Origin of the sequence: Luteolibacter pohnpeiensis, from assembly GCF_016595435.1 — a bacterium.
Classification (GTDB): domain Bacteria; phylum Verrucomicrobiota; class Verrucomicrobiia; order Verrucomicrobiales; family Akkermansiaceae; genus Luteolibacter; species Luteolibacter pohnpeiensis.
This window is the reverse complement of record NZ_JAENIJ010000004.1, coordinates 44,742-69,851: the sequence shown is the minus strand read 5'-3', so window position 1 is coordinate 69,851 and position 25,110 is coordinate 44,742. Positions and strand designations below refer to the sequence as shown.

At 54.4% G+C, this 25,110-nt stretch carries 23 protein-coding genes and 1 riboswitch; of the genes, 12 read left to right on the top strand and 11 right to left on the bottom strand.

The annotated features are described in order from the left end of the window. Positions 1-2: 2 nt before the first annotated feature. Both JIN85_RS03560 and JIN85_RS03555 read right to left on the bottom strand, forming a co-directional pair. The gene (locus JIN85_RS03560; protein WP_200267734.1) at positions 3-3,428 is read right to left on the bottom strand and encodes a PVC-type heme-binding CxxCH protein; all 3,426 of its coding nucleotides are present in this window, start codon (positions 3,426-3,428) and stop codon (positions 3-5) included. Between the two features lie 51 nt (positions 3,429-3,479). Continuing rightward, positions 3,480-3,695 carry a hypothetical protein gene (locus JIN85_RS03555; protein ID WP_200267732.1) on the bottom strand — a complete coding sequence of 72 codons (216 nt, stop codon included), beginning with the start codon at positions 3,693-3,695 and terminating at the stop codon, positions 3,480-3,482. Positions 3,696-3,844: 149 nt separating this feature from the next. Here JIN85_RS03555 and JIN85_RS03550 point away from each other — a divergent pair, with 149 nt between their 5' ends. From JIN85_RS03550 to JIN85_RS03530, 5 genes are all read left to right on the top strand, one after another. Next, a complete protein-coding gene (locus JIN85_RS03550; protein ID WP_200267730.1) occupies positions 3,845-4,666 on the top strand; it encodes an NAD-dependent epimerase/dehydratase family protein in 822 nt (273 codons plus the stop codon). Positions 4,667-4,739: 73 nt separating this feature from the next. Next, positions 4,740-5,756: a phenylalanine--tRNA ligase subunit alpha gene (gene pheS / locus JIN85_RS03545; protein WP_200267728.1), complete on the top strand. Its 1,017-nt coding sequence runs from the start codon at positions 4,740-4,742 to the stop codon at positions 5,754-5,756. Positions 5,757-5,858: 102 nt separating this feature from the next. After that, positions 5,859-8,240 (top strand): phenylalanine--tRNA ligase subunit beta, encoded by a 2,382-nt coding sequence (gene pheT, locus JIN85_RS03540; protein WP_200267726.1) that lies wholly within the window; start codon positions 5,859-5,861, stop codon positions 8,238-8,240. 53 nt (positions 8,241-8,293) lie between these two features. Further along, positions 8,294-8,506 (top strand): hypothetical protein, encoded by a 213-nt coding sequence (locus JIN85_RS03535; protein ID WP_200267724.1) that lies wholly within the window; start codon positions 8,294-8,296, stop codon positions 8,504-8,506. A gap of 155 nt (positions 8,507-8,661) precedes the next feature. Further along, entirely contained in the window at positions 8,662-9,096 is a 435-nt protein-coding gene (locus tag JIN85_RS03530; RefSeq protein ID WP_200267722.1) for a hypothetical protein, read from the top strand. A 7-nt stretch (positions 9,097-9,103) separates the two neighbouring features. Here the strand turns inward: JIN85_RS03530 and JIN85_RS03525 are convergent, their stop codons facing one another. The 3 genes from JIN85_RS03525 to JIN85_RS03515 form a co-directional block, all read right to left on the bottom strand. Continuing rightward, complete coding sequence (locus JIN85_RS03525; RefSeq protein ID WP_200267719.1) at positions 9,104-9,793, bottom strand: alpha/beta hydrolase-fold protein; 690 nt, start codon at positions 9,791-9,793, stop codon at positions 9,104-9,106. 189 nt (positions 9,794-9,982) lie between these two features. Next, positions 9,983-10,150, bottom strand: coding sequence for a hypothetical protein (locus JIN85_RS03520; protein WP_200267717.1), 168 nt, complete (start codon positions 10,148-10,150; stop codon positions 9,983-9,985). Positions 10,151-10,184: 34 nt separating this feature from the next. Further along, positions 10,185-10,631 (bottom strand): DUF805 domain-containing protein, encoded by a 447-nt coding sequence (locus JIN85_RS03515; protein WP_200267715.1) that lies wholly within the window; start codon positions 10,629-10,631, stop codon positions 10,185-10,187. Positions 10,632-10,825: 194 nt separating this feature from the next. Here JIN85_RS03515 and JIN85_RS03510 point away from each other — a divergent pair, with 194 nt between their 5' ends. Beyond that, on the top strand, positions 10,826-11,908 hold the full coding sequence (locus JIN85_RS03510; protein ID WP_200267713.1) for a hypothetical protein: 1,083 nt from the start codon (positions 10,826-10,828) through the stop codon (positions 11,906-11,908). 143 nt (positions 11,909-12,051) lie between these two features. Here the strand turns inward: JIN85_RS03510 and zigA are convergent, their stop codons facing one another. Further along, positions 12,052-13,239, bottom strand: a complete 1,188-nt coding sequence (gene zigA, locus JIN85_RS03505) for a zinc metallochaperone GTPase ZigA (protein ID WP_200267711.1) — start codon at positions 13,237-13,239, stop codon at positions 12,052-12,054. Between the two features lie 28 nt (positions 13,240-13,267). Then, the gene (locus tag JIN85_RS03500; RefSeq protein ID WP_200267709.1) at positions 13,268-13,849 is read right to left on the bottom strand and encodes a hypothetical protein; all 582 of its coding nucleotides are present in this window, start codon (positions 13,847-13,849) and stop codon (positions 13,268-13,270) included. Between the two features lie 151 nt (positions 13,850-14,000). Continuing rightward, a riboswitch (cobalamin riboswitch) is annotated at positions 14,001-14,147 on the top strand. Positions 14,148-14,305: 158 nt separating this feature from the next. On the opposite strand from JIN85_RS03500, the gene JIN85_RS03495 reads away from it, so the two are divergent. From JIN85_RS03495 to JIN85_RS03475, 5 genes are all read left to right on the top strand, one after another. Next, a complete protein-coding gene (locus JIN85_RS03495) occupies positions 14,306-15,091 on the top strand; it encodes a DUF4465 domain-containing protein (protein ID WP_200267707.1) in 786 nt (261 codons plus the stop codon). Positions 15,092-15,094: 3 nt separating this feature from the next. After that, positions 15,095-17,095, top strand: coding sequence for a TonB-dependent receptor (locus JIN85_RS03490; protein WP_200267705.1), 2,001 nt, complete (start codon positions 15,095-15,097; stop codon positions 17,093-17,095). A gap of 1 nt (position 17,096) precedes the next feature. After that, positions 17,097-18,035 (top strand): hypothetical protein, encoded by a 939-nt coding sequence (locus JIN85_RS03485; protein ID WP_200267702.1) that lies wholly within the window; start codon positions 17,097-17,099, stop codon positions 18,033-18,035. Between the two features lie 64 nt (positions 18,036-18,099). Continuing rightward, complete coding sequence (locus JIN85_RS03480) at positions 18,100-18,444, top strand: aspartate 1-decarboxylase (protein ID WP_200267700.1); 345 nt, start codon at positions 18,100-18,102, stop codon at positions 18,442-18,444. A 91-nt stretch (positions 18,445-18,535) separates the two neighbouring features. Beyond that, positions 18,536-19,159: a hypothetical protein gene (locus JIN85_RS03475; RefSeq protein ID WP_200267698.1), complete on the top strand. Its 624-nt coding sequence runs from the start codon at positions 18,536-18,538 to the stop codon at positions 19,157-19,159. A gap of 11 nt (positions 19,160-19,170) precedes the next feature. On the opposite strand, the gene JIN85_RS03470 is transcribed toward JIN85_RS03475, so the two are convergent. Then, on the bottom strand, positions 19,171-20,136 hold the full coding sequence (locus JIN85_RS03470) for a PhoH family protein (protein WP_200267696.1): 966 nt from the start codon (positions 20,134-20,136) through the stop codon (positions 19,171-19,173). Between the two features lie 234 nt (positions 20,137-20,370). Here JIN85_RS03470 and JIN85_RS22270 point away from each other — a divergent pair, with 234 nt between their 5' ends. Next, complete coding sequence (locus JIN85_RS22270; protein WP_200267694.1) at positions 20,371-20,757, top strand: DUF4190 domain-containing protein; 387 nt, start codon at positions 20,371-20,373, stop codon at positions 20,755-20,757. Between the two features lie 90 nt (positions 20,758-20,847). On the opposite strand, the gene JIN85_RS03460 is transcribed toward JIN85_RS22270, so the two are convergent. The 3 genes from JIN85_RS03460 to JIN85_RS03450 form a co-directional block, all read right to left on the bottom strand. Continuing rightward, on the bottom strand, positions 20,848-21,876 hold the full coding sequence (locus JIN85_RS03460; protein ID WP_200267692.1) for an alpha/beta hydrolase: 1,029 nt from the start codon (positions 21,874-21,876) through the stop codon (positions 20,848-20,850). A 6-nt stretch (positions 21,877-21,882) separates the two neighbouring features. Next, entirely contained in the window at positions 21,883-24,720 is a 2,838-nt protein-coding gene (acnA, locus tag JIN85_RS03455) for an aconitate hydratase (RefSeq protein ID WP_200267690.1), read from the bottom strand. A gap of 184 nt (positions 24,721-24,904) precedes the next feature. Continuing rightward, positions 24,905-25,108, bottom strand: a complete 204-nt coding sequence (locus tag JIN85_RS03450; protein WP_200267688.1) for a hypothetical protein — start codon at positions 25,106-25,108, stop codon at positions 24,905-24,907. Between the last annotated feature and the right edge of the window lie 2 nt (positions 25,109-25,110).

Below are 25,110 nucleotides of genomic sequence, written 5' to 3'. Positions count from 1 at the left end.
GCTCAATGCACAGGAGCCAACCTTAGGTGGTCAATCCCAGCCATGTAGGCGGGGACTGCCTGTGGGTTGGCTCCGATGATTTTTAGAACCAGTTCATTGCCGTCTGCCTTGATTTCGTGGGTGCCTAGGGAGATTTCTCCGCTGGTAATGACTTCCGGTTGGTGGAAGCCGTCAAAGGAGTCAATGCCGGGTTCGCCATTGAGGGAAATACGGATTTTGGCGTAGTCCCGTGCTTCTGTTAGAACGGCGAATACTTCGTAATTTCCCGGCTTTTCACAAGGGAATCGCAAAATAGCCCGGTCGCCGGGTTGTCCCTGTTGCCACCAAAGCTGGGTGCCACCTGACCATTGATCGGCTTTGAATGTTGCCATGGATTGCTGCTGGATGACGCCGCGATTTAGTTCCGCCACTTTCAAATCCTGATCCCCGATGATGATTTCTCCGGGAACTGGAAGTGGTACTTGCTGGGGACTTTGGAGATATCCGATGAGATCTCGCGCTTCTTCCGTGCTCAAATTTGCGAGTAATCCCTCCGGCATCATGGAAGTGGATGAAATCTGATGGTCGGCAATTTCATCCATGGGAATGGTGATCTCATTTCCGCCGATCACGGCAAGAACAAGACTGGAATCGGATTGTTCGCGTAACATGCCGGCGATCACGCTGCCATCGGTTTTGCGGATGGTGTGAAGTTGGTAATCCACCCCCACCAGCGAGCTTGGTGCGACGATATTTTCTAACAGGTAGTTGGTATCAGCTCGGTTGGAACCGGTGAGATCCGGTCCGATTTTCATGCCTTCGCCAAATAACTGGTGGCAGGCGAAACAGGTTGCCTGGAAGAGTTGGCGACCTTTCCGGACATCGGCGGTCGCCAGGAAATCAGGGCTGAGTTGAGTCGCCAGTTTCTTGATTTCTTCGGCTTTGCTCGCATCGTCTTGGTCTGCGATCACCCCCCAGTATTTTTCGATCGCAGCGGTGATCGAAGAATTGTCATAACTGCGCATTTGCCGCGCTGCAAAGGCACTGATTTCGCCGCGTTTGATGGTTGATTGACTCAGCCCTTTCGCCAGCAGAACGGCCCCGGTTTCTGTCGAAGCGAGGGTTTGAACGGCGGCGGCTTTGTCATGGCTGTTGAGCTTTGGGAGCAAATCGATGAGAAATGCGGGAATCCGCTCATCTTTACTTAAAGCGAGAGCTTGGATCCACTCACCTCGTAATGGATCATCTGAAATTTCTGCAGCGCGGAGCAATATCTCAGTGAGATTGGTGTCGTTCATGCGGCGCAGGTTTTGGAGTGCAGCCTTGCGATCGGCAGCTGGTGCAGATTTGTCTGCCAAGGTTGATCTGAATTTCCCCGACATGCGCTGATCTCCGAAGATGGTTGCTAACATTTCGAAATCCCTCTGATTGGCAGGAGTTGTTAGATTTTGGAAAATACCTGCCGCTTGTTGCCAGCCATCTGGCATATCCAGATTTCGCTGTTTCGATAGTGCCATGGCCGCACCGGTTAGGATGTCAGAGGCATGGTCGGCGGTCGTCTTTGAGATGACCAAGTTTCGCCCTTCCGCGGATTCGCAAAGCCGCCGGACCATCAATTGACGGACAGTGGGAATGGAGCTGTTTAGGGCAAGAGAAAGCGCGCAATCCGGATCAAGCTCGGCTAAATCACTGACGCCATACCAATTCATCAAGGGAAGATTGTGGTCATCGGCGTCCTCCGGGTGAGCGTTCAATGCGGCAGCCAGTTCCCATCGTTGCTCAAGCGGGATGCGCTGCAAAGCGGATGCAAGATAAAGCCGGACCACTGGCGATGGATCCTCCTTTGCCAGGACTTGCCAGCGCTCAAGCATGCGTTTCCCAGGCGGCTGGGATTCGTTAGAAAGTTGTATGCTCCAGGCTCTAACATATTCGCTTGGGTCTTCGGATGCCTTGAGCAGCTGCTCTTGATCCAATTTTCCGATCACATGCAGGGCCCATAATGCACGCAATCTTCGTGTGTCATCCGGGTTGTTTTTTAGAATTTGCTGAAGAGCTGGAACAACTTGATCAAAGTCCAAAGCTCCCGCGGCTGCTCGTTCCTGCAGCAATCGGCGTGACTCTCTAACATACCAATCATTTTTTTGCAGCTGGTTCGCGACCAGTTCGAGATCGGGCGCTTGCTGGAGATTTACTGAGACGGATTTTGGATTTCCGTAGGTGATTTTATAAATTCGTCCGTTGGTTCGATTCCATATTTCGACGTCAACATTATGACATATCTGACTATCATACCAATCCGTTAAGAAAAGGCCGCCGTCCGGGCCATAATGCAGCGTGATTCCCATGTGCTGTGCATCGTTGGAAAAGAGGAAATCAGGCTGGTGCTTGCCGATGAAGCCGGAACCGCTTGGGACTGCAGCGTCTTGGTTGACGCGGTGGCCGTGTAGATTGTTGAACAAAAGTTTGTCGCGAAACTGATCCGGGAAATTGTCTCCCAGATAAATGGAGAGTCCACAATGGGCATGTCCGCCACCTAGATCGGATGATGAACCGTCGCGGGAATTTGCCCAAATATCACCGCGATAGTGGAGGTGGTCTGCACAGGTTTTGATATCATCATAGGTATGTGGATCAAAATGCTGTCCAGCCTGCCGCTGATATCTCCCACCCTGAATGATGTGATAGAGGTGCGGGATGACGCATGCGGTGACAAATGCCTGGCCGTGATCATTGAAATCGAGTCCCCAGGGGTTGGAGGTGCCTTGGGCGAAAATTTCGAATTTTTTGCTGATGGGGTGGAATCGCCAAACGCCGGCGTTGATGGGGATGCGTTCACTGTCAGGCGTCCCAGGTTTGCCGACTTTCGAGTGAGTGAACACCCCATGGCAACCGTAGAGCCAGCCGTCCGGCCCCCAGATGAATGAATTCAGCGTTTCATGAGTGTCCTGCAGGCCGAATCCATCCAGAACGACCTCGGGTTTGCCATCCGCTTTATCATCGTGATTGGAATCCGGTAAATAGAGTAGATAAGGTGCGGCGCCGACCCACACTCCGCCAAAACCGACCGCCAGGCCGGACACGAGATTGAGTCCTTCGGCGAAAACTTTTCGGTCATCAAAAACACCGTCACCATCGGTGTCTTCGAAAATCAGAATGCGATCTTTACCGACATCCCCGTTGGCTCGTTTCGGGTATTCATAAGCCTCGGCTATCCAGACACGGCCGCGTTCATCCAAAGTCATCGCCACTGGCTGGCGAACATCCGGCTCAGCAGCGGATTGGACGATTTTGAAACCCTCGTAGGTGGTGAAATTCGCAGCTGCCTCTGCAGGTGCCAGACCATCTTTCTGAGCGCCGATGACCGGGGGCTTCAGAGTTTCAGCAGTGAGGGCGGCGAATGGAATCGACCAAAGCGAGATGGGCAGAAATTTCAAAATCGGGCTTTTCATGGCGGAGGCACCTCAGATTACCCGCCGAAACGTGCCAGGCTTTCAGGGGAATTATTCACCGTGATGAAACCACAAAAGCACGCAGAGCAGGATGCCGACGATCCAGTTTGCCCAAATGTTCGGCACTAACCACGAGTATCCCATCAATGCCAATCCAATGGACATGGGTTTCCATAGTTCCATTTTTTTGCCGTAGGAAAATGCCACGAATCCAATGATGCCGAACAGGATCCCCGCAATGATATTTGGCGTGCTGAAATTGAACATGATTCTAGGCAGCATAATCGGCTTATTCCCGCTTCCCAGAGCTTATTTTGGAACGGTGAAAGGTGCCGACGATCGCATGATCCTGTTGAATAAAGGCTGGATCGCGCTTACCAAGGCCGCATGTTACAGCTCTCAATCCCTCTTGGTTCATGAAATTGCTTCTGATCGGAAATGGGTATCTCGGACAGGCCGTCGCGCGCGAGTTTCGCGACAGCGGCTGGGAAGTCGACGCGGTCTCGCTCTCCGGCGGGGATGGCTCGATCGCCTGCGACGTGAGTGACCGAAAGCAAGTCGAGGCGCTGAAAGATGAAAATGCGATGCCCGATTTCATCGTCCACTGCGCCGCTTCAGGCCGGGGCGGGGCGGAGGCGTATCGACGTGTTTATGTCGATGGATGCCGCCTTTTGACCGAGGTTTTTTCCGAGGTGCCGTTGTTGTTCACCTCCAGTTCATCGGTTTACGCACAGACCGACGGATCGATCGTGACCGAGGAAAGCGAGACCGAACCGAGCCGGGAAACGGGCGAGCTGCTACTTCAGGCGGAGTCGCTGGTGCTGGAATCGGGCGGGATCGTCGCCCGTCTGGCCGGGATTTACGGGCCGGAGCGGAGTGTGATTCTGAAAAAATTTCTCAGTGGCGAAGCGGTGATCGAAGAGGATGGTCGACGGTTTCTAAATCAGATTCACCGCGACGACGCCGCACGCGCCATCCTGCATTTGGCGGTCCCGCAGCCACGGTTTGGGGTTTTCAACGTCAGCGATTCCACCCCGATTTCCCAACGCGAATGCTATGAAAAGTTGAGCGAACTTTTCATTCGGCCGGTTCCGCCGACGGGGCCGCGCGACTTGAATCGCAAACGCGGCTGGACGCACAAGCAGGTCTCGAACGAAAAACTCCGGGAATCCGGCTGGGAACCGCGATTTCCCTCATTTTTCGACGCGGTGCGCTCGATCGAACCGACATTGAAGTGAGGATGGGGACAGCTTGGCTTTGACGCATTCGGATTTCCGGGCTATTTCCGCTGCCTTTCCCATCTCGGAACCCATGAAGGAGCAAATCGCAGCCATCCAGACTGAAGCACTTGCGCGGATTTCAGCCGCCGAAGACGAGCGCATGCTCGAAGACGCACGCGTGGCCGTTCTCGGCAAAAAAGGTAGCCTGACCCTGGCCGCCGCCGGTATTAAAGACGTGCCGAAAGAAGAAAAGGCTGCAGTCGGTCAGCTGCTGAACGCCGCCCGCACGGAGATCACCGCTGCACTTGAAAGCAAGCAACTTGCGCTGCGTGAAATCGCCGACCGTGCTGCCTTGGCTGGGATCGATCCGACATTGCCGGGTCGTCCGATCCTGACGGGGGCGTTGCATCCGCTGACGCAAATTCGCGATGAGGCGATCCGGATTTTGCGCCGAATGGGCTTTGCCTTGGCGGATGGACCGGAGATCGAAGACGAGTTTCACTGCTTTGACGCGCTGAACACCCCGGCGGATCACCCGGCCCGCAATGAAAAGGACACTTTCTACTTTGATTCCGGAAAATTGCTGCGAACCCACACCTCCAGCGTCCAAATCCGGACCATGGAATCGGCCACCCCGCCAGTTCGCATCATTGCCCCTGGCTCGGCGTATCGGCGCGATGAGATCGATGCGACCCACCTTTCGGTTTTCAACCAATTGGAAGGTCTCTATGTCGCCGAGGATGTTTCCTTGCCGGACTTGAAGGGGACTTTGGAATATTTCCTGCGCGAGCTTTTCGGCACCAGCACCGAAGTCCGCTTCCGGCCCCACTTTTTCCCGTTCACCGAGCCGAGTTTCGAGATCGATGTGAAATTGCAGGTCAAGGGCCAGGCACCGCGCTGGATCGAGGTTGCCGGTTGCGGCATGGTCGATCCGGCGGTTTTTGATTCGATCAACAAAGGCCGAAAGGACGACGCGTTCAATCCGGACAAAGTCACTGGCTTCGCCTTCGGCATGGGCCTGGACCGCCTCGCGATGATTCGCTGGGGCATCAAGGACATCCGGTTGCTCATCGAGAACGATGTGCGTTTCCTCAAACAATTCGCTTAAGATTCAATCAACCGCAGATGAACGTGAAAGAACGCAGATGAGATTCTTTGTTAACGTTTATCTGTGTTCATCGGCGGTTAAATCATTTCCATTCTTTAAAGTATGAACGTCTCTCTCAATTGGCTCGGCACGCACCTGGATGTCGCCGGAAAATCGATCAAAGAAATTGATGACTTGCTGACCTTTGCAGGGGTCGAGGTCGAAGGGATCGAGACCAAAGGGATCGCATCCGAAAAGATCGTGGTCGCCCAAATCATGGAAGCGGTCCAGCATCCGAATGCGGACAAGCTGAAGGTCACCCAGGTCGATGCGGGCGAAGGTTCGCTGCGCCAGATCGTTTGCGGGGCGAAAAACTACAAGGTCGGAGACAAAGTTCCATGCGCGCTTCCCGGTGCTGCTTTGCCCGGTGGTTTCACGATAGGTGAGGCAAAGATGCGTGGTGTCGAATCGAAGGGGATGCTCTGCGCCGCTTCGGAAATTGGTTTGCCGGAAGGTGAAGATGGGCTGCTGATTCTTCCCGAAGACGCGGTAATTGGTCGCCCGGTGAAGGAAATGTTCGATTCCGATGTGCTGTTGGAGCTCGAAGTTACGCCGAACCGCCCGGATTTGCTGAGCCATCGCGGCATGGCCCGTGAATTGGCTGCGTTGCTCAAGACGCCGCTGATTCCACTCGAAACTCCCGAGGAAAAACTGGCGTCCGCAGAAGGAAAAATCCGCGTCGAAGCGACCGATACCTGCCCGTTTTATTCCGCCATTCGCATTCGCGGTGTTGAAGTCAAAGACAGTCCGGCCTGGCTCAAGCAGCGGCTGGAATCAATCGGCCTGAAGCCGATCAATAACATCGTCGACGTCACCAATTTCGTCCTGCACGAGCTCGGTCAGCCTTTGCATGCATTCGATGCGGCGAAGGTCAGCGGCGCGATCGTGGTCCGTCCGGCAAAAGACGGGGAAATCTTCCACGCGCTGGACGATGAGAAATACGAATTGAGCGGTGAGGATCTGCTGATTTCCGACGAATCGGGTGCAGCCCTCGCGTTGGGCGGTGTCATGGGTGGATTGGAAAGTGGAGTTTCCGCATCGACCACCGAGATTCTACTGGAAGCGGCGTACTTCACGCCACAAGGCATTCGCCGCACTTCGCGCAAGACCGCGCTGATGTCGGATTCTTCGTATCGCTTCGAACGCGGCGTCGATCCGGCAGGTGTGCTGAAAGCATCGGCCCTCGCCGTGAAATTGATTTTGGAAACCGCAGGCGGCGAAGCTGATGCGGCGGTGCTCGCAGTCGGCGAAATTCCGGTTTTGACACAGCCGGTTGTGCTTGATGCGAAGAAGCTCGATCAATTGATGGGCGGCTCAATCGCCCTCGCCGAAGCTGAGGAAATTTTGACCCGCCTGGGTCTAACCAAACTGGCGGACGGGCAGTGGTCGGTTCCTTCGTTCCGTGCGGATCTGCAACGCCATATCGATTTGGTTGAGGAGATCGCCCGCGTTCACGGCCTGGACAACGTGCCGTCGCGATTTGCGGGTGCGTTTGTTCCAGCGAGTGCCGTGGATGCAGCCTACGATGCTGACATGGTTTTGCGCCGCCGTCTCGCAGCGTTGGGAGTTTTCGAATGCCAGACGATCAAGCTGATTTCGGATGCGCAAATGCAGGACGCGCTGCCGTTGCGCCCGCTGCAGGATGGCGATGTCATCCGCGTGAAACTCCCACTCAGCGAAGACCACGTGGTCATGCGCCCGAGCATCATTCCCGGCTTGGTTGCCTCTGCGGTGCGCAATGTTCGCCAACAGGCCAAGGCTCTGCGTTTCTTCGAAATGGGCCGGGTTTTCCGCAATGCGGGCGGTGGCAAGGCAAAGGATCAAGAAAGCGAAAACCTGGCGCTGCTTGTTTCCGGAAACGCGCAATCCGCAGCCTGGTCGCAGAAAGAACGAGCTGCCGATTTGTATGATCTGAAAGGGTTGATTTCCGCTCTGCTGCGGAATCAGGCGATCCAGTTTTTCCCACGCGATCGCGACGGCTTTGTCCTGAGTTGTGACATCAAGGCGGGCGATCAGAATATCGGCGTTTTCGGTCGGATTGCTCCGACCCGTGCGCGTGAGCTGGACCTTCCGGCGGAAACCCACGTGGCCGAGTTGGACTTGGCGAAATTGCGGAAAATGATCAGCGGGGTGCAACACGTCGAAGATCTTCCACAGTTCCCGGCTTCAACCCGCGATGCCGCAATGGAGCTCGCCGCGACAACTGCCAATGCTGAGATTGAAAAGGTGATCGCCAAACACGCAGAGCCTTTGTTGATCAGTGCCGAGTGCTTCGATGTGTTCACCGATCCAAGCGGCGAAAAACTCGCTGCGGACCGCAAGTCCGTCGCCTATCGCTTCACCTATCGCGACTCTGGACGGACCCTGAAGTCAGACGAAGTCGATGCCGCCCACCAAAAAATGTTGGCCGCTTTGACGAAGGGACTCGGTGTCAGTTTCCGCTGAACCAGAAACGCGGACTTGTATTTTGCGCTCCGATCGTCTATAGATTGGGGGTTGTGAGCGCGAAAAAAAAGTCGAACCTCAAGAACCCTCAGCAGCCAGCTCGCAAAGGCGAGATCGGCTACAAGGGGATTTACTTGAAACCTTCGTCGACCGACTACGCGACCTTTGCTCGCACGACAGCGCTTGCCATGGGAAAATCCGAGCCGACCGGATCCGCGCTCAAGCCAAACAAGCTGTTGCTCTCGCTGCTGAATTTGGAATCCTGAACCGAACTCAAATCAGTTGGAATGAGTTCATAGAGCAAGTTCCTGGGGATTTTTCGATCGGTTCAGAGCATGTGGTGGCTGCTGGTGATGAGCCCAAGCTAATTGGTAAAACTACGAAACCTCCAGGTTTCGGGTTGGTTCCCGAATTGATTCGGTTGCCGGAAATTGAAAAACTGGGTGAACCGCAGCAGCAATCTTTCCGCGAAGCGATCGAGTTTGTATTGGCGACGCCTTTGGAATACTTCACGCGCTGGATGGCGTCGAATGATCTTTTCGGCGATGATGTCCGACTTGCCTCGGTGATCGAATGGGGTGATGGCCAAGTTTCCATCGGGATTACCCAGCCATGGTATCCTGGAGTTCCGGCTGATCTGCGGGATATTGAGCAATATTTCATCCACGAAGGTTGGCAACTTTTGCACGACCCTTCTGGACACACGGTATTCTTTAACTATGCCTTCGGTGTGATGGCGATCGATGCTGTATCCAGAAACTGCTACTTGGCCGATTATGGCCTGCAGCCATTCGATGTCATCTTGCGAGAACCGGATGAGAATTTGGAGAGATTTCTCCGCATCTATCCGGCATAGGTAGACTTTATTTTGCCTCTTTAAGCCCAACCCATTCGAGAGCTTCTTGGAATGGGGCGGCTTTTGCAGGTTCATGGCCCATGCCGGGGATATCCAGAAAGCGATAGTTCAATTTGTTATCGTCCCATCTTTTGCTCGTCTCGAGAATCGCCTGATAGTTGTAGTCCTTGTCTCCAGAGACCACGATCCATTTCATGTGCTTCCGTTTGGACGCAGAGAAATCTTCCAGAGCAAGCCCGGGGAAGTGGCCGTAGCCATGGGTTCCACCTGATGATGGCAAGTAACTTTGGGCGGCATGGCTGATGGCTCCTATGAAGTAATCGGGATAGAGCGCTCCAATCACCATGGCCATGTGTCCGCCACCTGATAAACCACTGACGACCCGTCGGGTCGGATCGATTTTATACTTTTTCTCCGCTGTGGCCAAAGTGTCCATGGACGCCTGAACCCGTCGTGGCATGGTGGTCTCGTTGTTGACGCTATCTGCAGCGACGACGATCAACTTGAATGCATCTAACACCGAATGCCAATCACTCGGAATATCCGTCGGGAAGCCAGGGTTGGCATAAAGAACCAAACCATATGCTTCACTTCCATCATAGCTTGGCGGAACGTAGGCTTGGTAAGTATCAAGAGCTGGATCGCGTTTGATCCATTCGTCAAATGAGCCGTGTTGATACATTTCTTCATCGTCCAAAGCTCCACCTTCGATTGCTTTGCGGAAAGATTTTCGATCGCGGTCACGATAGTAATCTTTCAGCTCCGGAAAAAGCCGGACATCAATGGGATTATTTGAACTCAGTCCGGTGACGATTTTTGCTGCAGGAGTTGGTGCGTCCAGTGTCTTGAGGTATTCCTGATCTTCGCTCGAAAGTTTTGCGATATCTTAGGAGATTTCACGACCATTTATCTTGAGGACAACCTTGTCACCGGAGTGAGAAACATAATCAGCTTCAATGACTTTACCTTCGGCATTGGTCCAAGAGCGGGCGTTGCTAGTGGCTGAAGTTCCAAGCGTGAGTAAAATGGTGAAGAGGAAAAAGTGGCGTTTCACGGAGTTCAAAGTCTTAGTTTAAGTAGAATGGCCATTATTCTGGCATGAAGGGAAGTTGATCAGGATTTTGGCCGTAATTGTTAGGTCCCGGTGTTCCGGCGATGCAGCCGAGGAAGATGAGAGAGATCAAGCTGCCGAGATAGGGGATTAAGCTAATCAGCACCCACCAGCCTGACTTGTCTTGATCATGCCAACGTTTTACCGAAATAGATAATCCACTCCATACTCCGATAAAAAGTAAGATGCAAGTTAAGGCGCCAGAGACGAGTTGTAATATCCCTTCATGCTCGAATAGGGGCGATAATAGGCCAATTGAAATGAGCATTCCGAAGGTGATGACAATTTTCCAAAGCCAGAAAGTTCTCCGGGGTATTCGACCTGTGAATGAAAATAAAATCTGCTTAACCGTCATTCGGCTCGGGGAAAGAGGGGAATCGGCATCAAGTGAGGAAGGTGGCGTGTAAGGAGAGGGGAATTCCATGGACGTGGACTATCGACGATGGGCTTAAATGGGAAGCTGATATTGCCTGGTGATCTTTAATGTTTTCTCTGTCTTATTGCGTAAGTTGATTTAATTCTTGGATTTAGAAGCAATAGTGGAATGCCGCATATCTTGCCTGAAAGATGATGCCTTTCGGCTCGACATGGAAGGAGTTTACGGACAGTTCATTCAGAATGAATAACCGGTGGAGGACTACTCTGACTTGTCTCATTGCGATTCTGATTGTTCTTGCTGCCTTTTGGTATTTTAGGGATTCATCTACGGACCGGTTGCAGGTTGATCAGGCGAGAAACTCAAATTACGCCTACGATCCTGCTGCTGTGGATAATCCCGCTAAGGAACTCACCTACAAGCTGAAGGTCAAAGAACGGGAAGGGGAGCGCTCCGCCACACATACTCCCGATCAGCTCAGGAATTTCTATATCTCTGGAATCGAGCTGGATGGTGTGACACTTCGCGAGGCACTCGCCAAAGCGATGGATGCGTATCGCGACGCTTGCCAAGTGAGCGGTGAGGTGCCCCTCAAATTCACTTTTTCCGTGCCGCCTGAGGTGAATCAACGCATCACGGCGCAATTGCCCATGAATCGATTTCTTGCGACGGTCCAATCACTGGCAGCCCTTTATGGTACGAGCGTAAAGCGGAAGGATCTTGAGTTTGAATTCACTCGATTCTCCGACGAGCAGGTCGCGGATGCGAAGATAACCGTGCCTTCAGATTTGAAGAGTCAGCTTGCGGAGATGACAGGCACAGTCAGTGACGATTTGCTGGAAATACTCAAGTCCATGGGCGTGGTTTTAAGTCCGGGTGTAAAAATCCAGCTGTATGGAGGAACTCTGTTGTTAGAAAATGGAACCTCTGCGGATGTCGGAACGCTTTCAGGTTTGGCGAAAGCTTTGGAGATTGGACCACAGAAATTCAAGTATACCACCAAGGTGATCGGCGTGCCGGAGGGAGTATCGGACGATTTCCTCTCATCATTATCGGATTCAATGACGTCTGGTGAGATTGAGGACTTCATGCGCGAGGCAGTGAATACCAAGGGGGTGGATGCGATGACTCTTCCATCTGCGGTCGCCCGTAATGCCAACCCGGTCACGGTGGAGATTTCGAATTCACAGCCGGATGGATCACAAACTGGGCTTTGGTTGGATCTACAACCCGATGCGGTTGGGTTCGGCGGTATCAGACTCCACATTGACCGTGAGGGAGAAGGATTCGCTACCATTCGAGTTGGAAAATTCCGGTTATATTGAAAGTGGTCATACAGCAGTTTCTTACAAGACGCGGCCAGATGGATCCGTGATCATTGTTTTTGTCCAACCCGAATTCATCGATTCAAGTGGGATGACGACACCACCACGTTGATATCGAAAACGTGGTTTTTCATATCAACCTTCTAGTTCATTCTCCATTCGGGAAATGGGTCTTTGAAAATTTTAGCCCATTTTTTCTCAGGAATCGCGTATTCCTCTTCGGTCAGTAGCGCTTCATCCAGCATGGCCGTTAGGGCTTCGCGATTGAGGTTGGTGCCGATGAGAACGATTTCCTGGCGGCAATCGCCATTGGGTTCTTCCCAGACTCGCTCAATGTGATCACGGTTTGCAGGCCATTGAAAACGGGGCACGGCAGCCCAGAAATGTCCCGCGCATTCGTGGCGTGCGATGGCACCCGCCTGTGACCAGAACCCGGCGAGTTTGAGCCGGGTTGCTAACCAGAAAATCCCTTTCGATCGGATCACGCCCGGCCATTCCTTGGAGAATAGTTGATAGAGACGCTCCGGGTGAAATGGAATCCGGCTTTCATAGACAAAATTCGATATCCCATATTCCTCGGTTTCAGGTGTGTGCTCGATGAGTGAATCCAGCCAGCCTGGGTGTGATTCAGCCTGATGGATATCAAATAACCCCGTGCCCATCACGTGCTTGAGATCAATCTGGCTATTGACGGTATCGTAGATTTTCGCTCCGGGATTCAAGGCGCGAATCATCCCGTGGATCTTGTGTCGATCCTCCTCGTCCACGAGATCGAGTTTGTTGAGCAGAATCACGTCCGCGAACTCGATTTGATCATTCAGCAAATGCACAATCGTACGCGTGTCAGTCTCCCCGAGTGATTCGCCACGGTCCTGCAAATTTTCCACGCTGGTGTAGTCGCGGATGAAGTTGAAGGCATCAACTACGGTGACCATCGTATCAATTTGCGCGATGTCGCTGAGTGAGTTGCCCTCTTCATCGGTGAAGGTGAAGGTTTCCGCGACTGGCATGGGCTCGCTGATACCGGTGGATTCGATGAGCAGGTGGTCGAAACGCCCGGATTTTGCGAGTTTGCCGACTTCTTGCAGCAAGTCTTCGCGCAGGGTGCAGCAAATGCAGCCGTTGGACATTTCCACCAGCTTTTCCTCGGTGTGGGAAAGCGAGGCATCGCCATTTCTGACCAGATCCGCATCAATGTTGACCTCGCTCATGTCATTGACGATGACCGCAACGCGTTTGCCCTCGCGGTTTTTCAGAATGTGATTGAGCAAGGTCGTTTTGCCGGAACCGAGAAAGCCGGATAGGATGGTGACTGGTAGTTTCTTGGACATGATAAATGGGGCAAATGGTCGAAGGATGTTAACGGGAGAAACGTCGTGCACGATCGAGTTGGCACGGGGCTGTTAGAAAGAGATCAAGCCACTGAAGAGCGGCGGCAGGTGGGAGCCAGGGGCGGGTTTTCGGCACGCTTTTCAGCTTCCGGTGGCAATCCTCACGGTAACTGGGTGGGTATTGGCTGGAGATCCAGCGCTCGTAATCCAGCCACCATTCCAGAAATGGGAGTGACGATTGGTAAAGAGACTCCGGATCTGGAGAATCTAACAGATCAGTGGTCCACTCGCCGGGGATCACGGGTTGTTCACCATGCCAGTGGAAACAACGGGCCAGCGGTCGGATGTAAAGAAAACTGGTCCCCGCCATGGAATGCCAACCGGCGCAAGATCCGTGAAGGTGAATTCGGCCGTCTTGCCAATCGATTGCATAACAACTCGTGCCTTTCAAACCGGCTGAAGCCGTTTTCACCATGCCTCTTTTCACCAGTAAATTGCCGTCCGGGTGCATGACATCGTGTCCCCAGAAATACATTTGCTGGCGAAGTGCTGCGGTGAAATCGCGGAGAAGTCCGGTTCGGATCAATGGTGATCGGTTGATGGGTGGCACGAATTGGATTAAAGAGCTGAAATCACGAAACGCAAATAAATTGCAAAAGAAATCATAATGCGTATGCGATTTTATTCTCGGGTCTTCATTCGGCTTGTCAGTTGGGGGTGTGTCTGCTGCGCTGCCATCGATGACCTGATACGGGGTGCATGGAATCCGGTGAGAGCCCGGAGCAGTCGCGCTGCGGTATCCGATGAACGGTCTCCCAGATGCCAATTTCCGCGTGAGTGGAGGTGAAGGCGGGAGAGCGGCGGAGGAGCGGAAATTTCCGCAAATCCAGAATCGGGAGCCCGAATACTTCGCCCCGCATCGCTCGTCCGGGTGTCGCTCAATCCGAGGATTCGGCACTGTGAAGGCCTTTCCGCGCAAGAAAGGTGGCGAGAGCGAAGCCGCAACGGATCATGCATCCGCTGGGGTTTCCGTTCTCTCTCGGCTAACAATACGAAGAGAATACCAATGATATCAAAAGCAATGTGGGGCTACGCGGCCGTAGTCGTGTGGGGAATTTGTACGTCGCAGTCGAAGGCGGCCGTTGTCACTTTTGAGGGCCTGCTTGCCAGCCCGGAAACTGCGTATGTCGGTGAGGACGGCATGGGCGGATTTAGTTCAGAAGGCGCAGGTTTCTCGAATTCTTACACCGCGGAGTGGGGCACCTGGGATGGTTTCGCCTACTCAAACCAAACGGACACCACCACCGCGGACTACACCAATGATACCAGCGCCTATGCGGGTGGGGGAGCAGACGGTTCTTCCAGCTATGGAGTTGGCTATGTCGGTTACTCAACCTTGCCAACGGTGACTTATGCTTCGGCGATCGATATGACCGGTCAGTCCGTCTGGGTGACCAACACCACCTATGCCTATCTTTCGATGGCAAATGGCGATTTGTTTGCCAAGCAATTCGGCGGAGCGAGCGGAGATGACGCGGATTATTTCCTGCTGACCATCACCGGATATTTGGAAGGGGTGGCGGTGTCTTCGGTTGAGTTTTATTTGGCTGACTATCGATTCGATGACAACTCGCTCGATTACATCATCGACGACTGGACGGAGGTCGATCTGAGCGAGCTCGGCACGGTGGATGAATTGCAATTCAGTCTAACATCATCGGATGTCGGCGAATTTGGAATGAACACACCTGCCTATTTTGCCATTGATAACCTGGCTACCGTTCCTGAGCCATCTGCGTTCTTGATCAGTCTATCCAGTTTGGGGCTGATCTTGCGCCGTCGGCGGCATTGATCCTTGATCCAGGCGATGGATGGGCGTTTCCAAATCGGCCGGATCATCGGGTTGTTGGGATTTTTCTTCGCGATTGCGATGGCGGAGGAAACCGAGCAACTGCCGGATCTGGTGGTGGAGGCTGTTAGGGATTCGGTATTGCCGCCGGATTTCGCTGGCAGCGCTACGGTCATCCATCGATCGGAAATCGAACAGTCAGGCTCCAGATCGGTCGCGGATCTACTGGTCGCACGTGGCGGTGTGCGGATCACGTCATCGACGGGAAACTTATCAGGCGGCGAGATTCACTTGCGTGGATTTGGGGAAAACTCGGCGTCCAGGGTATTGGTTCTCGTCAATGGCAGACCGCTCAACCGCGCCGACATGGCGGCATCGTCGTTGTTGGAAATTCCCATTTCCCAATTGGATCGGGTGGAAATCCTGCGCGGTGCCCAGACTGCGAAATTCGGCGACAATGCGGTGGGAGGCGTGATCAATCTCGTCACCAAGCGCGCGGGCGCAGAAGCGGCAGGTTATCTGGAATCCGCGGGCGGAAGTGACGATGCCTTTTTATCGCGTGCTGGCTATTCCAAGCGGATCGACGGCAATGGGCTTTCGTTGAATCTGGAACGCAACGATACCGCTGGTTGGAGGGATCACTCGGCGAGTGAATTGGATTCGGCTTCGATCCGTTGGGATAAGGATCTGACACCCAGCGCGAATCTAACAGCAGGTTTCGCCTGGACGGATGAATACACCGAGTTTCCTGGCCCCTTGGGTGAGGAGGCTTATCGGAATGATCCGCGGCAGTCGATTTACGAGCAAAGTGGCTACGGCGATCAGTATTTTTCCGAGGAGACCACTCGTCGATTTGATGGAACACTGAAATTAGGCGGATTCGGCGGGGCGGACTTTGAAGTCCCACTTGCGTGGACACATCGAGACTTGTCGTGGAATTTCGGCCCGGGATCTCACACGGACAATCTGATGAATACGGTGACTCTCGTACCTCAGGTGAGTCATCGAAATGGAAATTGGGAATCCGCGGCTGGATTGAGCATGCGCTACGATTCCTTGGATCTGGATCAATTTGCAGAAATCTCACGGCAGAACCGTATCGGGTCAGCAAAGTTGGATCGGGCGATCATTGGTGTGTTTTCATCAGTGGATTGGAAATGGGCGGACGATTGGCACTTGAGCACGGGAGCCAGATGGGAGCATTCAAAGGTGGATGCGAAAGCAGTGAATGATCGCTATCCGGATGATCCGGAGTTGAATTTTTCACAGCAAAGCCAGGAGCAAAACGCGGCTTTCCAGATCGGCCTGCGATGGGATGCGCGCGAGGATGTATCCGCTTGGCTCCGATACGATCGGTTTTACCGGCTGCCATCCACGGATGAGATCGCATCCTACCAAGGCTATCCGCTGAGCGTGCCTTTCAATGCGAATCTAACAGCGGAAAAAGGACACAATCTTGAATTGGGAGTGGAATACTCACCGGGGGAATGGACCTGGCGATTGAATGGTTTTGCGCAGTGGATGCAGGGTGAGATTGCCTATGATTATTTGCAGAACCTCAACGTGAACCTGGCCGACACGCGACGATACGGGATCGAAGCAAGCACCGGGTATCACGGGCGAATTTGGGATGCGGACCTTCGTTATACCTGGCTCCAGGCGGAATATACCGATGGCGAATATGCCGGAAAGGATGTCTACCTGGTGCCCCATCACGAATTGAGCGGAACCTTATCCTGGCAGCTTCACGAGAAACTCCGATTTCAATCCGAATACCAGTGGGTGGGGTCTGCGTATGAAGGGAATGATTTTTCGAATACCCAGGAAAAGTTGCCCGGCTATCAGTTGGTCAATGCCCTGCTGAATTTCACGCCCCGGCCCGGGCTTTCGATTTACGCGCGGATCAACAATGTTTTTGATGAACACTATGCCACCATCAAATACAGCGGTCAGTGGTATCCTGGTGCTGGACGGCAGTTTCTCATCGGGTTGCGGAAAGATTTCTAACATGAAGCAATTTCTGAAAATCATCGGCTTGTTCGGTTTACTCGCTACGTCAGCAGCGGCGGCAGGTCCTTACGCGCCGGCAGCAGGAGTGGAGGGGACCGAGGCGATCAGTCTCAGTGATTCGCGGTTTGTCGCTTGGGCGTGCGGTAACTGGCAGCCGCAATACGGGACCGATGTGGATAGCACCTGGAAGACGCCGGAGAAGGCTTGGGGCGCTGCAACAGGAGATGCCTATGACATCGTTTGTTTGGGAAATGGTGGCTCGATCACTCTGTATTTTCCAAATCCGATCTGTGATGGCGATGGCGCGGATTTCGCGGTTTTCGAAAACGGCTTCAGCAATAACTTCCTGGAGTTGGGCTTTGTCGAGGTTTCCAGCAATGGGGTGGACTTTGTTCGATTTCCAACCGCCTCGCTCACCGCAAGTGCCGTTGGCCCATTCAGCATCACCGGAATCGATCCCACGGAGATTGATGGATTTGCCGGAAAATATCGACTGGGTTTTGGCACCCCCTTCGACTTGAGCAAGCTGCCGGACAGCGAGGTTCTGGACAAAAATCACATCCGCTTCGTTCGCATCGTGGACATCATCGGTGACGGAGGCACGACCGATTCGGATGGCCGCCCGATTTACGATCCAACTCCAACGACCGGTTCCGGTGGCTTTGATTTGGAGGCGATCGGGGTGATTCATCAAAATGATGGCGAGTTCCGAATCAGCCAAGCAGAGCTGGCGGGGGCGGACTTTTCATTGAAATGGGAGAGCAATCCGGGGAGTTCGTATCGGATTGAGAGATCCGATGATTTGGGGACGGCAGGGGATGAGTGGATTGCTGTCGCGACCGTGAATGGGGAAACGGCGAGCGGTTTGACAACGATGTTGGTTCCGCGCGATGGCGCATTGAAGCGTTTTTGGCGGGTGGTGCGGCTGGAGGAGTGAAAGTCCGGAGGATTTTGATTCTTGCCGCTTGACGGAGACGGCGGACCGTGAGTTCGCTCCGCGCATGTTGCACCAACTGTTGAAGTCCAAGATGCACCGCGCGATGATCACCTCGGCGGACATCGAATATGAGGGCAGTATCGAAATTCCTGCGGATTTGATGAATGCCGCCGGACTTTGGGCGGGTGAGAAGGTGCTCGTCGCCTCGATCACCTCCGGAAATCGCCTGGAAACCTACGTTCAGGAAGGTCCTGCAGGAACCGGCGATATCATCATCAACGGTGGTGCCGCGCATCGCATCAAGAAAGGTGAACGGGTTGCCATCATGGCATTCGGACTTTCCGAAACGCCGATTTTGCCGAAACGAATCCTGTTGGACGAGAAGAACAACATCATCCGCCAGTCCTGAATTCCACAGCCTGCTGGCAGTGGCTGGCAGGCAATGGAATGTTGAATGGCGTTGACCGGTCTTCCCGGGCGTGTCATCGTGCCTCTAAGTTATGAAGCTTTTCCCGGTCTTGTCCGCTTCCGCCGCGCTTTGCCTGAGCGCATGTGATTCCCTGAATGCGCCCATCAACAGCAGCGGTTTTGATCCGTTGGCACCTCCTGGGGGCAATTTTTCGCAGAATACGACTACGGCACCGACGTCGTCATTCAAAGCTGGGCAATTCGTCAATGCTGCCATGGACAACACGGTCTTCTTCAAATCAAGACCGGACGGGAATGCTGAGGCCGACAAACTCCTGACCAAGGGCACCCGCATGAAAGTGGTGTCGAGCGATGCCAGCTACATCAAGGCGGAACTGGATAGCGGTGAGGTTGGCTACGTGCCTGCCGTCATGGTCACTGATCCAAATGCCCTGCCTGACCCGAACCAAACTTTGGATAATCCGGGAATCTATCAAGTCTACCCACCACCGAATGGCGCGGTAGACCCAAATGCCAATGTGCCGGCTTTCGATGAATCGAATTTGCCTCCAGATGGTGCGATTCCGACGATCATCGATCCCGAAACTCCAGCTGCACCAGCGACTCCACCGGCAGTAACCACTCCGCCCACCACCACGAGTGAGCCTGTGCCATTGCCACCTGGAATCGATGATGAGCCAAAAGAAGGCGAATAAGCGGCTTCAGGTTATTCCCGGTATCGTTCGTAAGCTTCAACAATCCGCCCGACCACCGGGTGGCGGACGATATCGGTCTTCCTGAAATTCTGAAAGGCAATGCCTTCAATGCCTTGCAGCGCGTGAACCGCTTCGGACAAGCCGGAGCGGACACCAGGTTTCAAGTCGACCTGTGAACTGTCGCCTGTCACCACCATGCGCGATTCTTCACCCAGGCGAGTCAAGGTCATGAACATCTGCTCGCGGGTGGTATTTTGCGCCTCGTCGAGAATCACAAAGGAGCGGGAGAGGGTGCGGCCCCGCATGAACGCCAAGGGCGCGATTTCGATGGTGCCATCCTCCATGTAGCGCTGGGCCTCTTCAGGGTCCAACATATCGTGGATGGCATCGTAAAGTGGCCGCAGATAAGGAGCGACTTTTTCCTTCAGATCACCCGGGAGGAAACCGAGCGCCTCACCCGCCTCGACTGCAGGACGGGTTAAGATGATGCGTAAAATCGTTTTCCGCTTCAACATGGTCAACGCCATCGCCATTGCCAGATAGGTTTTCCCGGTGCCAGCAGGGCCAAGTCCGAAAATCACATCATTCGTCTCGATCGCGCGGACATACTCCAACTGATTCGGGGTTCGTGGAATCACCGGCTTGCGGCCACGCGAGCCCACCAGGCGCACGCCTGCGAGTTGGGCCAGTCCGACATCCGATCCTTGAGCCGCGGAGTCGACGGCATGGCGGAAGTCGCGTTGATCGATCTGGCGACCGCTACGCAGGGTCGTTTCCAGATCCGTAAAAACATTTTTCGTGCGTTGAAGCCCTTCAGGGGAGCCGGAAAAGGTAATCCATCCCTCACGTGTCACCGCGCGCACGCCAAGTTGGGTCTCAAGATAGCCAAGGTTTCTGAAATCATCCGCGAATAGCGCATGAAGAAACTGTGGGGTATCGTATTCCAAGCGGATTTCTTCTTGATCGGTTCCTATCATCTTTCCTTCCATCTATTCCGGGAGTGATAATTGGTCAATGTTCAGAGTTGCAACCTGTGGGGGACATATCTTTCCGAAGTCTCGCTGGGCCGACTTTTGCCAACGCTGCTCACTTTCCGCGTCAAAGCAAAATCTTGAGCGTGGCGATACTTTCTACGATTTCAAGGAATCTGATTATTAGTGAGTTTTAAGGTTTTGAGTTGTGTTTCGATCGGGATTTTGTTGGATTTGGGAATGGCTCAAAAGGAAATTTCACCATTGGCGATCGCTGCGTTGGCGTTCTCGTGCCTGGGAGCACTGGCATCAGCGCCGTATGCCATTTTGGGTGTGGTGTGTGGTTTCGTGGCGAAATCTCAGGCCCAAAAGGGCAAGTGTAGCGGTGGAGCACTTGCCCAAAGTGGAATCGTCGTAGGCTTTGCCGTTCTGGCGATTTGCTTGGTGAAATGGCTGTTGGACCCACCTCCTTTGAGATGGTGCATAACACACAAGGTGGGGAAATATGGTCCAGCACTGAGAATCATCGATTGGGTAGGCTGTTGCATGGATTTTATCAGCTATGTCAGGATAGCCCCTGGATTCCCGGAGGAATCGTTGTGGGTTCTCTCAGCTTTGCCTTATTGATTCGGTTGTTTTATGTGATGACGAATCGGCGCGACTCGAAAACCATTCGCCGTTTGATCGAACAGAATCATCGGAACTGAGATCTCGCTATTATTGCTTGAACGGGACGCGGTTGAGCATCCAGCGGGCAATGGCGTGATAGATGGGAAAGTCGGTGATTAGCACGTTATCGTGTCCTGCGTCTGGAATTTCGATCCAAGTCTTTTCCGGCGATTCCGGTAAGCTGTCAAACAGCCGCCTTCCGGAGTCGATGGGGATGACGTTGTCGGCGGCGCCGTGAGCGATGAGTGTTGGGAGATGAAGATTGGCAGCCAGGGCGGCTGGCTGGATCGAGTCCAGTGGAACTCCAGTTTGGAATTCGTAAATTGGGGCGACGCCTTGCAGACAAAGTTTGCCGATGGAATTGCCGAGACGATGGGCGACCTGCTTCTCCACCGTCGGCGCGAGCGCATCGAAGCTGGAAATGATCACCAAGGTCCGCCAGGGAGCATCGTGTAGAACGGCGGCGTGAACCGCTACCGAGCCACCCATGGACATGCCGAGTAGACCGACAGGTTCCTCATCGAATTGATAGCGTTCCGCGGATTCTGCCAACACGAGCTGCGGAATCGCGGCTTCCTGGATGCCGAAGGTAACATCCTTGGTAGGATTGTCGCCGTGGCCTGGGAGATCCGGAAGAATGCAGCGAAATCCGACGGCACAAAGCCTCTCGGCGATGGGGAGAAAGTCTTCCTTTCGTCCTTTCCGACCGTGCAGCAATACCAGGTTCCCCACGCATTTTCCTGCTGCGGGAATCTCGACGCCTTCTGCTGCGAACTGCGCGCGCAACGCTTTCCCACGTTTTCCGGGCGGGTGATCGGGATCGGGTGAGCATACCAATACCGGCGTGCCGTCGCTCGCGGTGAATGAGTCGATGCGGAGCCCATGCTGATCCGGATGATGGAGGAATTCCTGATGGTAGGGTTGCAGTGCACGCCTCGGTGGGTGCGCCAGCTGCGATGCCAAGGCATAAAAGCTGCCGAGACTTGCCACGCCTATCGTTGCGATCGCCACAAAAAGAATCGCCCGCCAATGTCGTTTTGCGAAGGACATGGCGGGCGAGGAGGGGGATAAAGGCATTTTTTATTAAGCGAGGATCTGATCGAGCACGTATGGCAGGATGCCACCTGCGTTGTAGTAATCGACCTCGGCCGGGGTATCGAGACGAACTTTGAGCGGAATCTCGAAAGTCTCGCCCGCGGATTTGACGACGAGTGTGGCAGACTGCATCGGCTTCAATTCACCAGCAATGCCGGTGATGTCGAAGGTGGCATCGGTTAGGCCCTTGAGCTTATCGTAGTCGGTTTTGTCGACGAAGTTCAATGGAAGCACGCCCATGCCGATGAGGTTGGAGCGGTGGATCCGCTCGAATGACTTCGTGATTACGGCGGAAACTCCGAGCAGGCGGGTGCCCTTGGCTGCCCAGTCACGGCTACTTCCCATGCCGTAGTCTTCGCCACCGATAATGATGAGCGAGGTTCCTTCCGCTTGATAGGCCATCGAAGCGTCGTAGATGAAGGTCGGCTTGGCACCTGCGGCGGCTGCGATTTCGGTATCCGGAGCTGCCACTTCGGAAGTGCCGTAGAATTGGGTGTAGCCGCCTTCAACACCGGGGCACATCAGGTTTTTAATGCGCACGTTGGCGAAGGTGCCGCGGGTCATCACGCGGTCATTACCACGGCGTGCGCCGTAGGAGTTGAACGATGCGCGATCGACTCCGTGCTCCAGCAAATACTTGCCTGCAGGAGAAGTTGGCTTGATCGCACCTGCTGGTGAGATGTGGTCGGTGGTGACGGAATCGCCGAAGATCCCGAGTGCGCGGGCGCCGAGGATGTCGGTGCTTTCGCCGATTTTGGTTTCAAAGAACGGAGGTGATTGCACGTAGGTCGATTTCTCGTCCCAGGTGTAGGTGTCGCCGGTGGTGCCGTGGATTTCGCCCCATTTCGGGTTCGCGGTATCGACGTTGCCGTAGAGTTTTTGGTAAACGGCAGGCTTGAGCGCGGTTTCGAGTTGGGCCTTGATTTCCGCTTGGCTTGGCCACAGGTCCTTGAGGAAAACCGGATTGCCATCCTTGTCGTTACCCAGCGGCTCGGTGGTCAGGTCGAGATCGACGCGGCCTGCCAAGGCGTAAGCGACGACGAGCGGCGGGCTCATCAGGAAGTTGGCTTTGATCGAGCCGTGAACGCGGGCCTCGAAGTTGCGGTTGCCGGAAAGGACGGAGGCGCAAACGAGATCGCCTTCCTTGATCGCACCTTCGATCGCCGGGTGAAGCGGGCCGGAGTTGCCGATGCAGGTGGTGCAGCCGTAGCCGACGGTTTCAAAGCCGAGTTTGTCGAGTTCGGTTTGTAAGCCGGTAGCTTCCAGGTAGTCGGTAACGACGCGGGAGCCAGGTCCGAGCGAGGTTTTGACGAACGGAGCAACGGTCAGGCCGAGTTCGTTCGCCTTTTTCGCAACCAAACCTGCGGCAAGCATCACGCTCGGATTCGAGGTGTTGGTGCAGGAGGTGATTGCGGCGATCAGAACCGATCCGTGGCGCAAGCTGGTGCTGATCGGCTCAAACGCTTCCTTTGCGAGAACGGTGTCCGGCGTTGGCCGGTTGGTGGTCATCTCGTTCTTATCGCGTTCTGCGCCATGGTCGACGTTTTCGAGAAGGGAACCGACGGCGTAGCCTGCAGGTTCCGGCATTTCCACGGGCACGGTGATGTCGCGCTTTTCAGCGGAGAGGCCGAAGCCACCGTCTGCGGTGCTTGCGGTGAAGAGGGAGTTGAAGGTGTCGGCGAGGGCTGGCACGTCGATCCGGTCCTGCGGGCGTTTGGGACCGGCAACTGCAGGAACGATGGTCGCGAGATCGAGATCGAGCAGGTCCTTGTATTCGCAATCTCCCTTATCCGGGATGCCGAACAGACCCTGAGCCTTGTAATAATTTTCAACCGTCGTGCAGAGTTCCTCGGAACGACCGGTGCCGCGCAGGTAGTTGATCGTTTCCTCGTCGACCGGGAAAAAGCCCATGGTGGCGCCGTATTCTGGAGCCATGTTGGCGATGGTCGCACGGTCAGGAAGGGAAAGCGCAGTCGCGCCCGGACCGAAGAATTCGACGAATTTTCCAACCACGCCGTGTTTGCGGAGCATTTGGGTCACGCGCAGGGTGAGGTCCGTCGCGGTGACGCCTTCCGCCAATGAGCCGTGGAGGTAAACGCCAACGACTTCAGGCACGAGGAATGTCACCGGTTGGCCGAGCATGCCCGCTTCGGCTTCGATGCCGCCCACGCCCCAGCCGACGACGCCGAGGCCGTTGATCATAGTGGTGTGGGAGTCGGTGCCGACGAGGGTATCCGGATAGTAAACGCCGTCTTTGGAAAGCACGCCTTTGGCAAGATATTCCAGGTTCACCTGGTGAACGATGCCGATGCCCGGAGGCACGACGGAAAATGTATCGAAGGCCTGTTGGCCCCATTTCAGAAACTCGTAGCGCTCGCGGTTGCGGATGAACTCGATCGCCATGTTGCGATCCAGAGCCATTTGGGAACCGGCGAAATCAACCTGAACCGAGTGGTCAACGACGAGGTCGACCGGGACGAGTGGCTCGATTTTTGAAGCGTCGGCTCCGCGAGCGACAGCAGCGTCGCGCATGGCTGCCACGTCAACCAACAAAGGCACACCGGTGAAGTCCTGCAGCACGATCCGGGCGACGGTGAACGGGATTTCATAATCGCCGGGGTTTTTCGCATCGTAGTTGGCGAGATTTTTCACATCCTCTTCCGTCACCTTGCGACCGTCGACACAGCGCAGAACCGATTCCAGCACGATCCGGATGGAAACCGGGAGTTTCGAGAGATTGGGAAATCCTTGTTCGGCGAGAGCGGGGAGGGAGTGGAATTTGCCTTCGGCGCCGGAGCCAGTGGTGAAGGTTCTGAGAGTGTCCATTGGCCTGACCTATAGCATGGGGGGCGGGGGCCTGCCAGAAGCTTGTTGGGGAAAGTGGGTCGCTGCACTCCAGTGCCGAGTGAGAAGTGGAAGACTTATGCTGGTTGAGCTTGAGACTGCCAAGACGCCTGAGTGCGCCAAATTTTATATTTGAGGGGACGACTCGATTTGCGAGTCTTCCAGTCTACTTGGTTGCCTTCGCTTTTACGAAGACGCCTTTGTAGGGCTTTGTTGGATTGCCTTTTTTAGTGAGAATACCGGCATCGACGAATGTCTGAAGCTTCTCTTCCTTGGTCATGGTATCCAGGCGTTTTTTAAAACGCTCCCAAGCAGCCTCTACCGGAGAGGTGCCCAAGAAGGAATAAGGGACGGATGTGGTTTTGCTCACGG

Coding starts and splice junctions, on each gene's coding strand:
- JIN85_RS03560 (WP_200267734.1), bottom strand. CDS start 3,428: ATGAAAAGCCCGATTTTGAAATTTCTGCCCATCTCGCTTTGGTCGATT.
- JIN85_RS03555 (WP_200267732.1), bottom strand. CDS start 3,695: ATGTTCAATTTCAGCACGCCAAATATCATTGCGGGGATCCTGTTCGGC.
- JIN85_RS03550 (WP_200267730.1), top strand. CDS start 3,845: ATGAAATTGCTTCTGATCGGAAATGGGTATCTCGGACAGGCCGTCGCG.
- pheS (WP_200267728.1), top strand. CDS start 4,740: ATGAAGGAGCAAATCGCAGCCATCCAGACTGAAGCACTTGCGCGGATT.
- pheT (WP_200267726.1), top strand. CDS start 5,859: ATGAACGTCTCTCTCAATTGGCTCGGCACGCACCTGGATGTCGCCGGA.
- JIN85_RS03515 (WP_200267715.1), bottom strand. CDS start 10,631: ATGGAATTCCCCTCTCCTTACACGCCACCTTCCTCACTTGATGCCGAT.
- JIN85_RS03510 (WP_200267713.1), top strand. CDS start 10,826: ATGAATAACCGGTGGAGGACTACTCTGACTTGTCTCATTGCGATTCTG.
- zigA (WP_200267711.1), bottom strand. CDS start 13,239: ATGTCCAAGAAACTACCAGTCACCATCCTATCCGGCTTTCTCGGTTCC.
- JIN85_RS03495 (WP_200267707.1), top strand. CDS start 14,306: ATGATATCAAAAGCAATGTGGGGCTACGCGGCCGTAGTCGTGTGGGGA.
- JIN85_RS03485 (WP_200267702.1), top strand. CDS start 17,097: ATGAAGCAATTTCTGAAAATCATCGGCTTGTTCGGTTTACTCGCTACG.
- JIN85_RS03480 (WP_200267700.1), top strand. CDS start 18,100: ATGTTGCACCAACTGTTGAAGTCCAAGATGCACCGCGCGATGATCACC.
- JIN85_RS03475 (WP_200267698.1), top strand. CDS start 18,536: ATGAAGCTTTTCCCGGTCTTGTCCGCTTCCGCCGCGCTTTGCCTGAGC.
- JIN85_RS03470 (WP_200267696.1), bottom strand. CDS start 20,136: ATGATAGGAACCGATCAAGAAGAAATCCGCTTGGAATACGATACCCCA.
- JIN85_RS22270 (WP_200267694.1), top strand. CDS start 20,371: ATGGCTCAAAAGGAAATTTCACCATTGGCGATCGCTGCGTTGGCGTTC.
- JIN85_RS03460 (WP_200267692.1), bottom strand. CDS start 21,876: ATGCCTTTATCCCCCTCCTCGCCCGCCATGTCCTTCGCAAAACGACAT.
- acnA (WP_200267690.1), bottom strand. CDS start 24,720: ATGGACACTCTCAGAACCTTCACCACTGGCTCCGGCGCCGAAGGCAAA.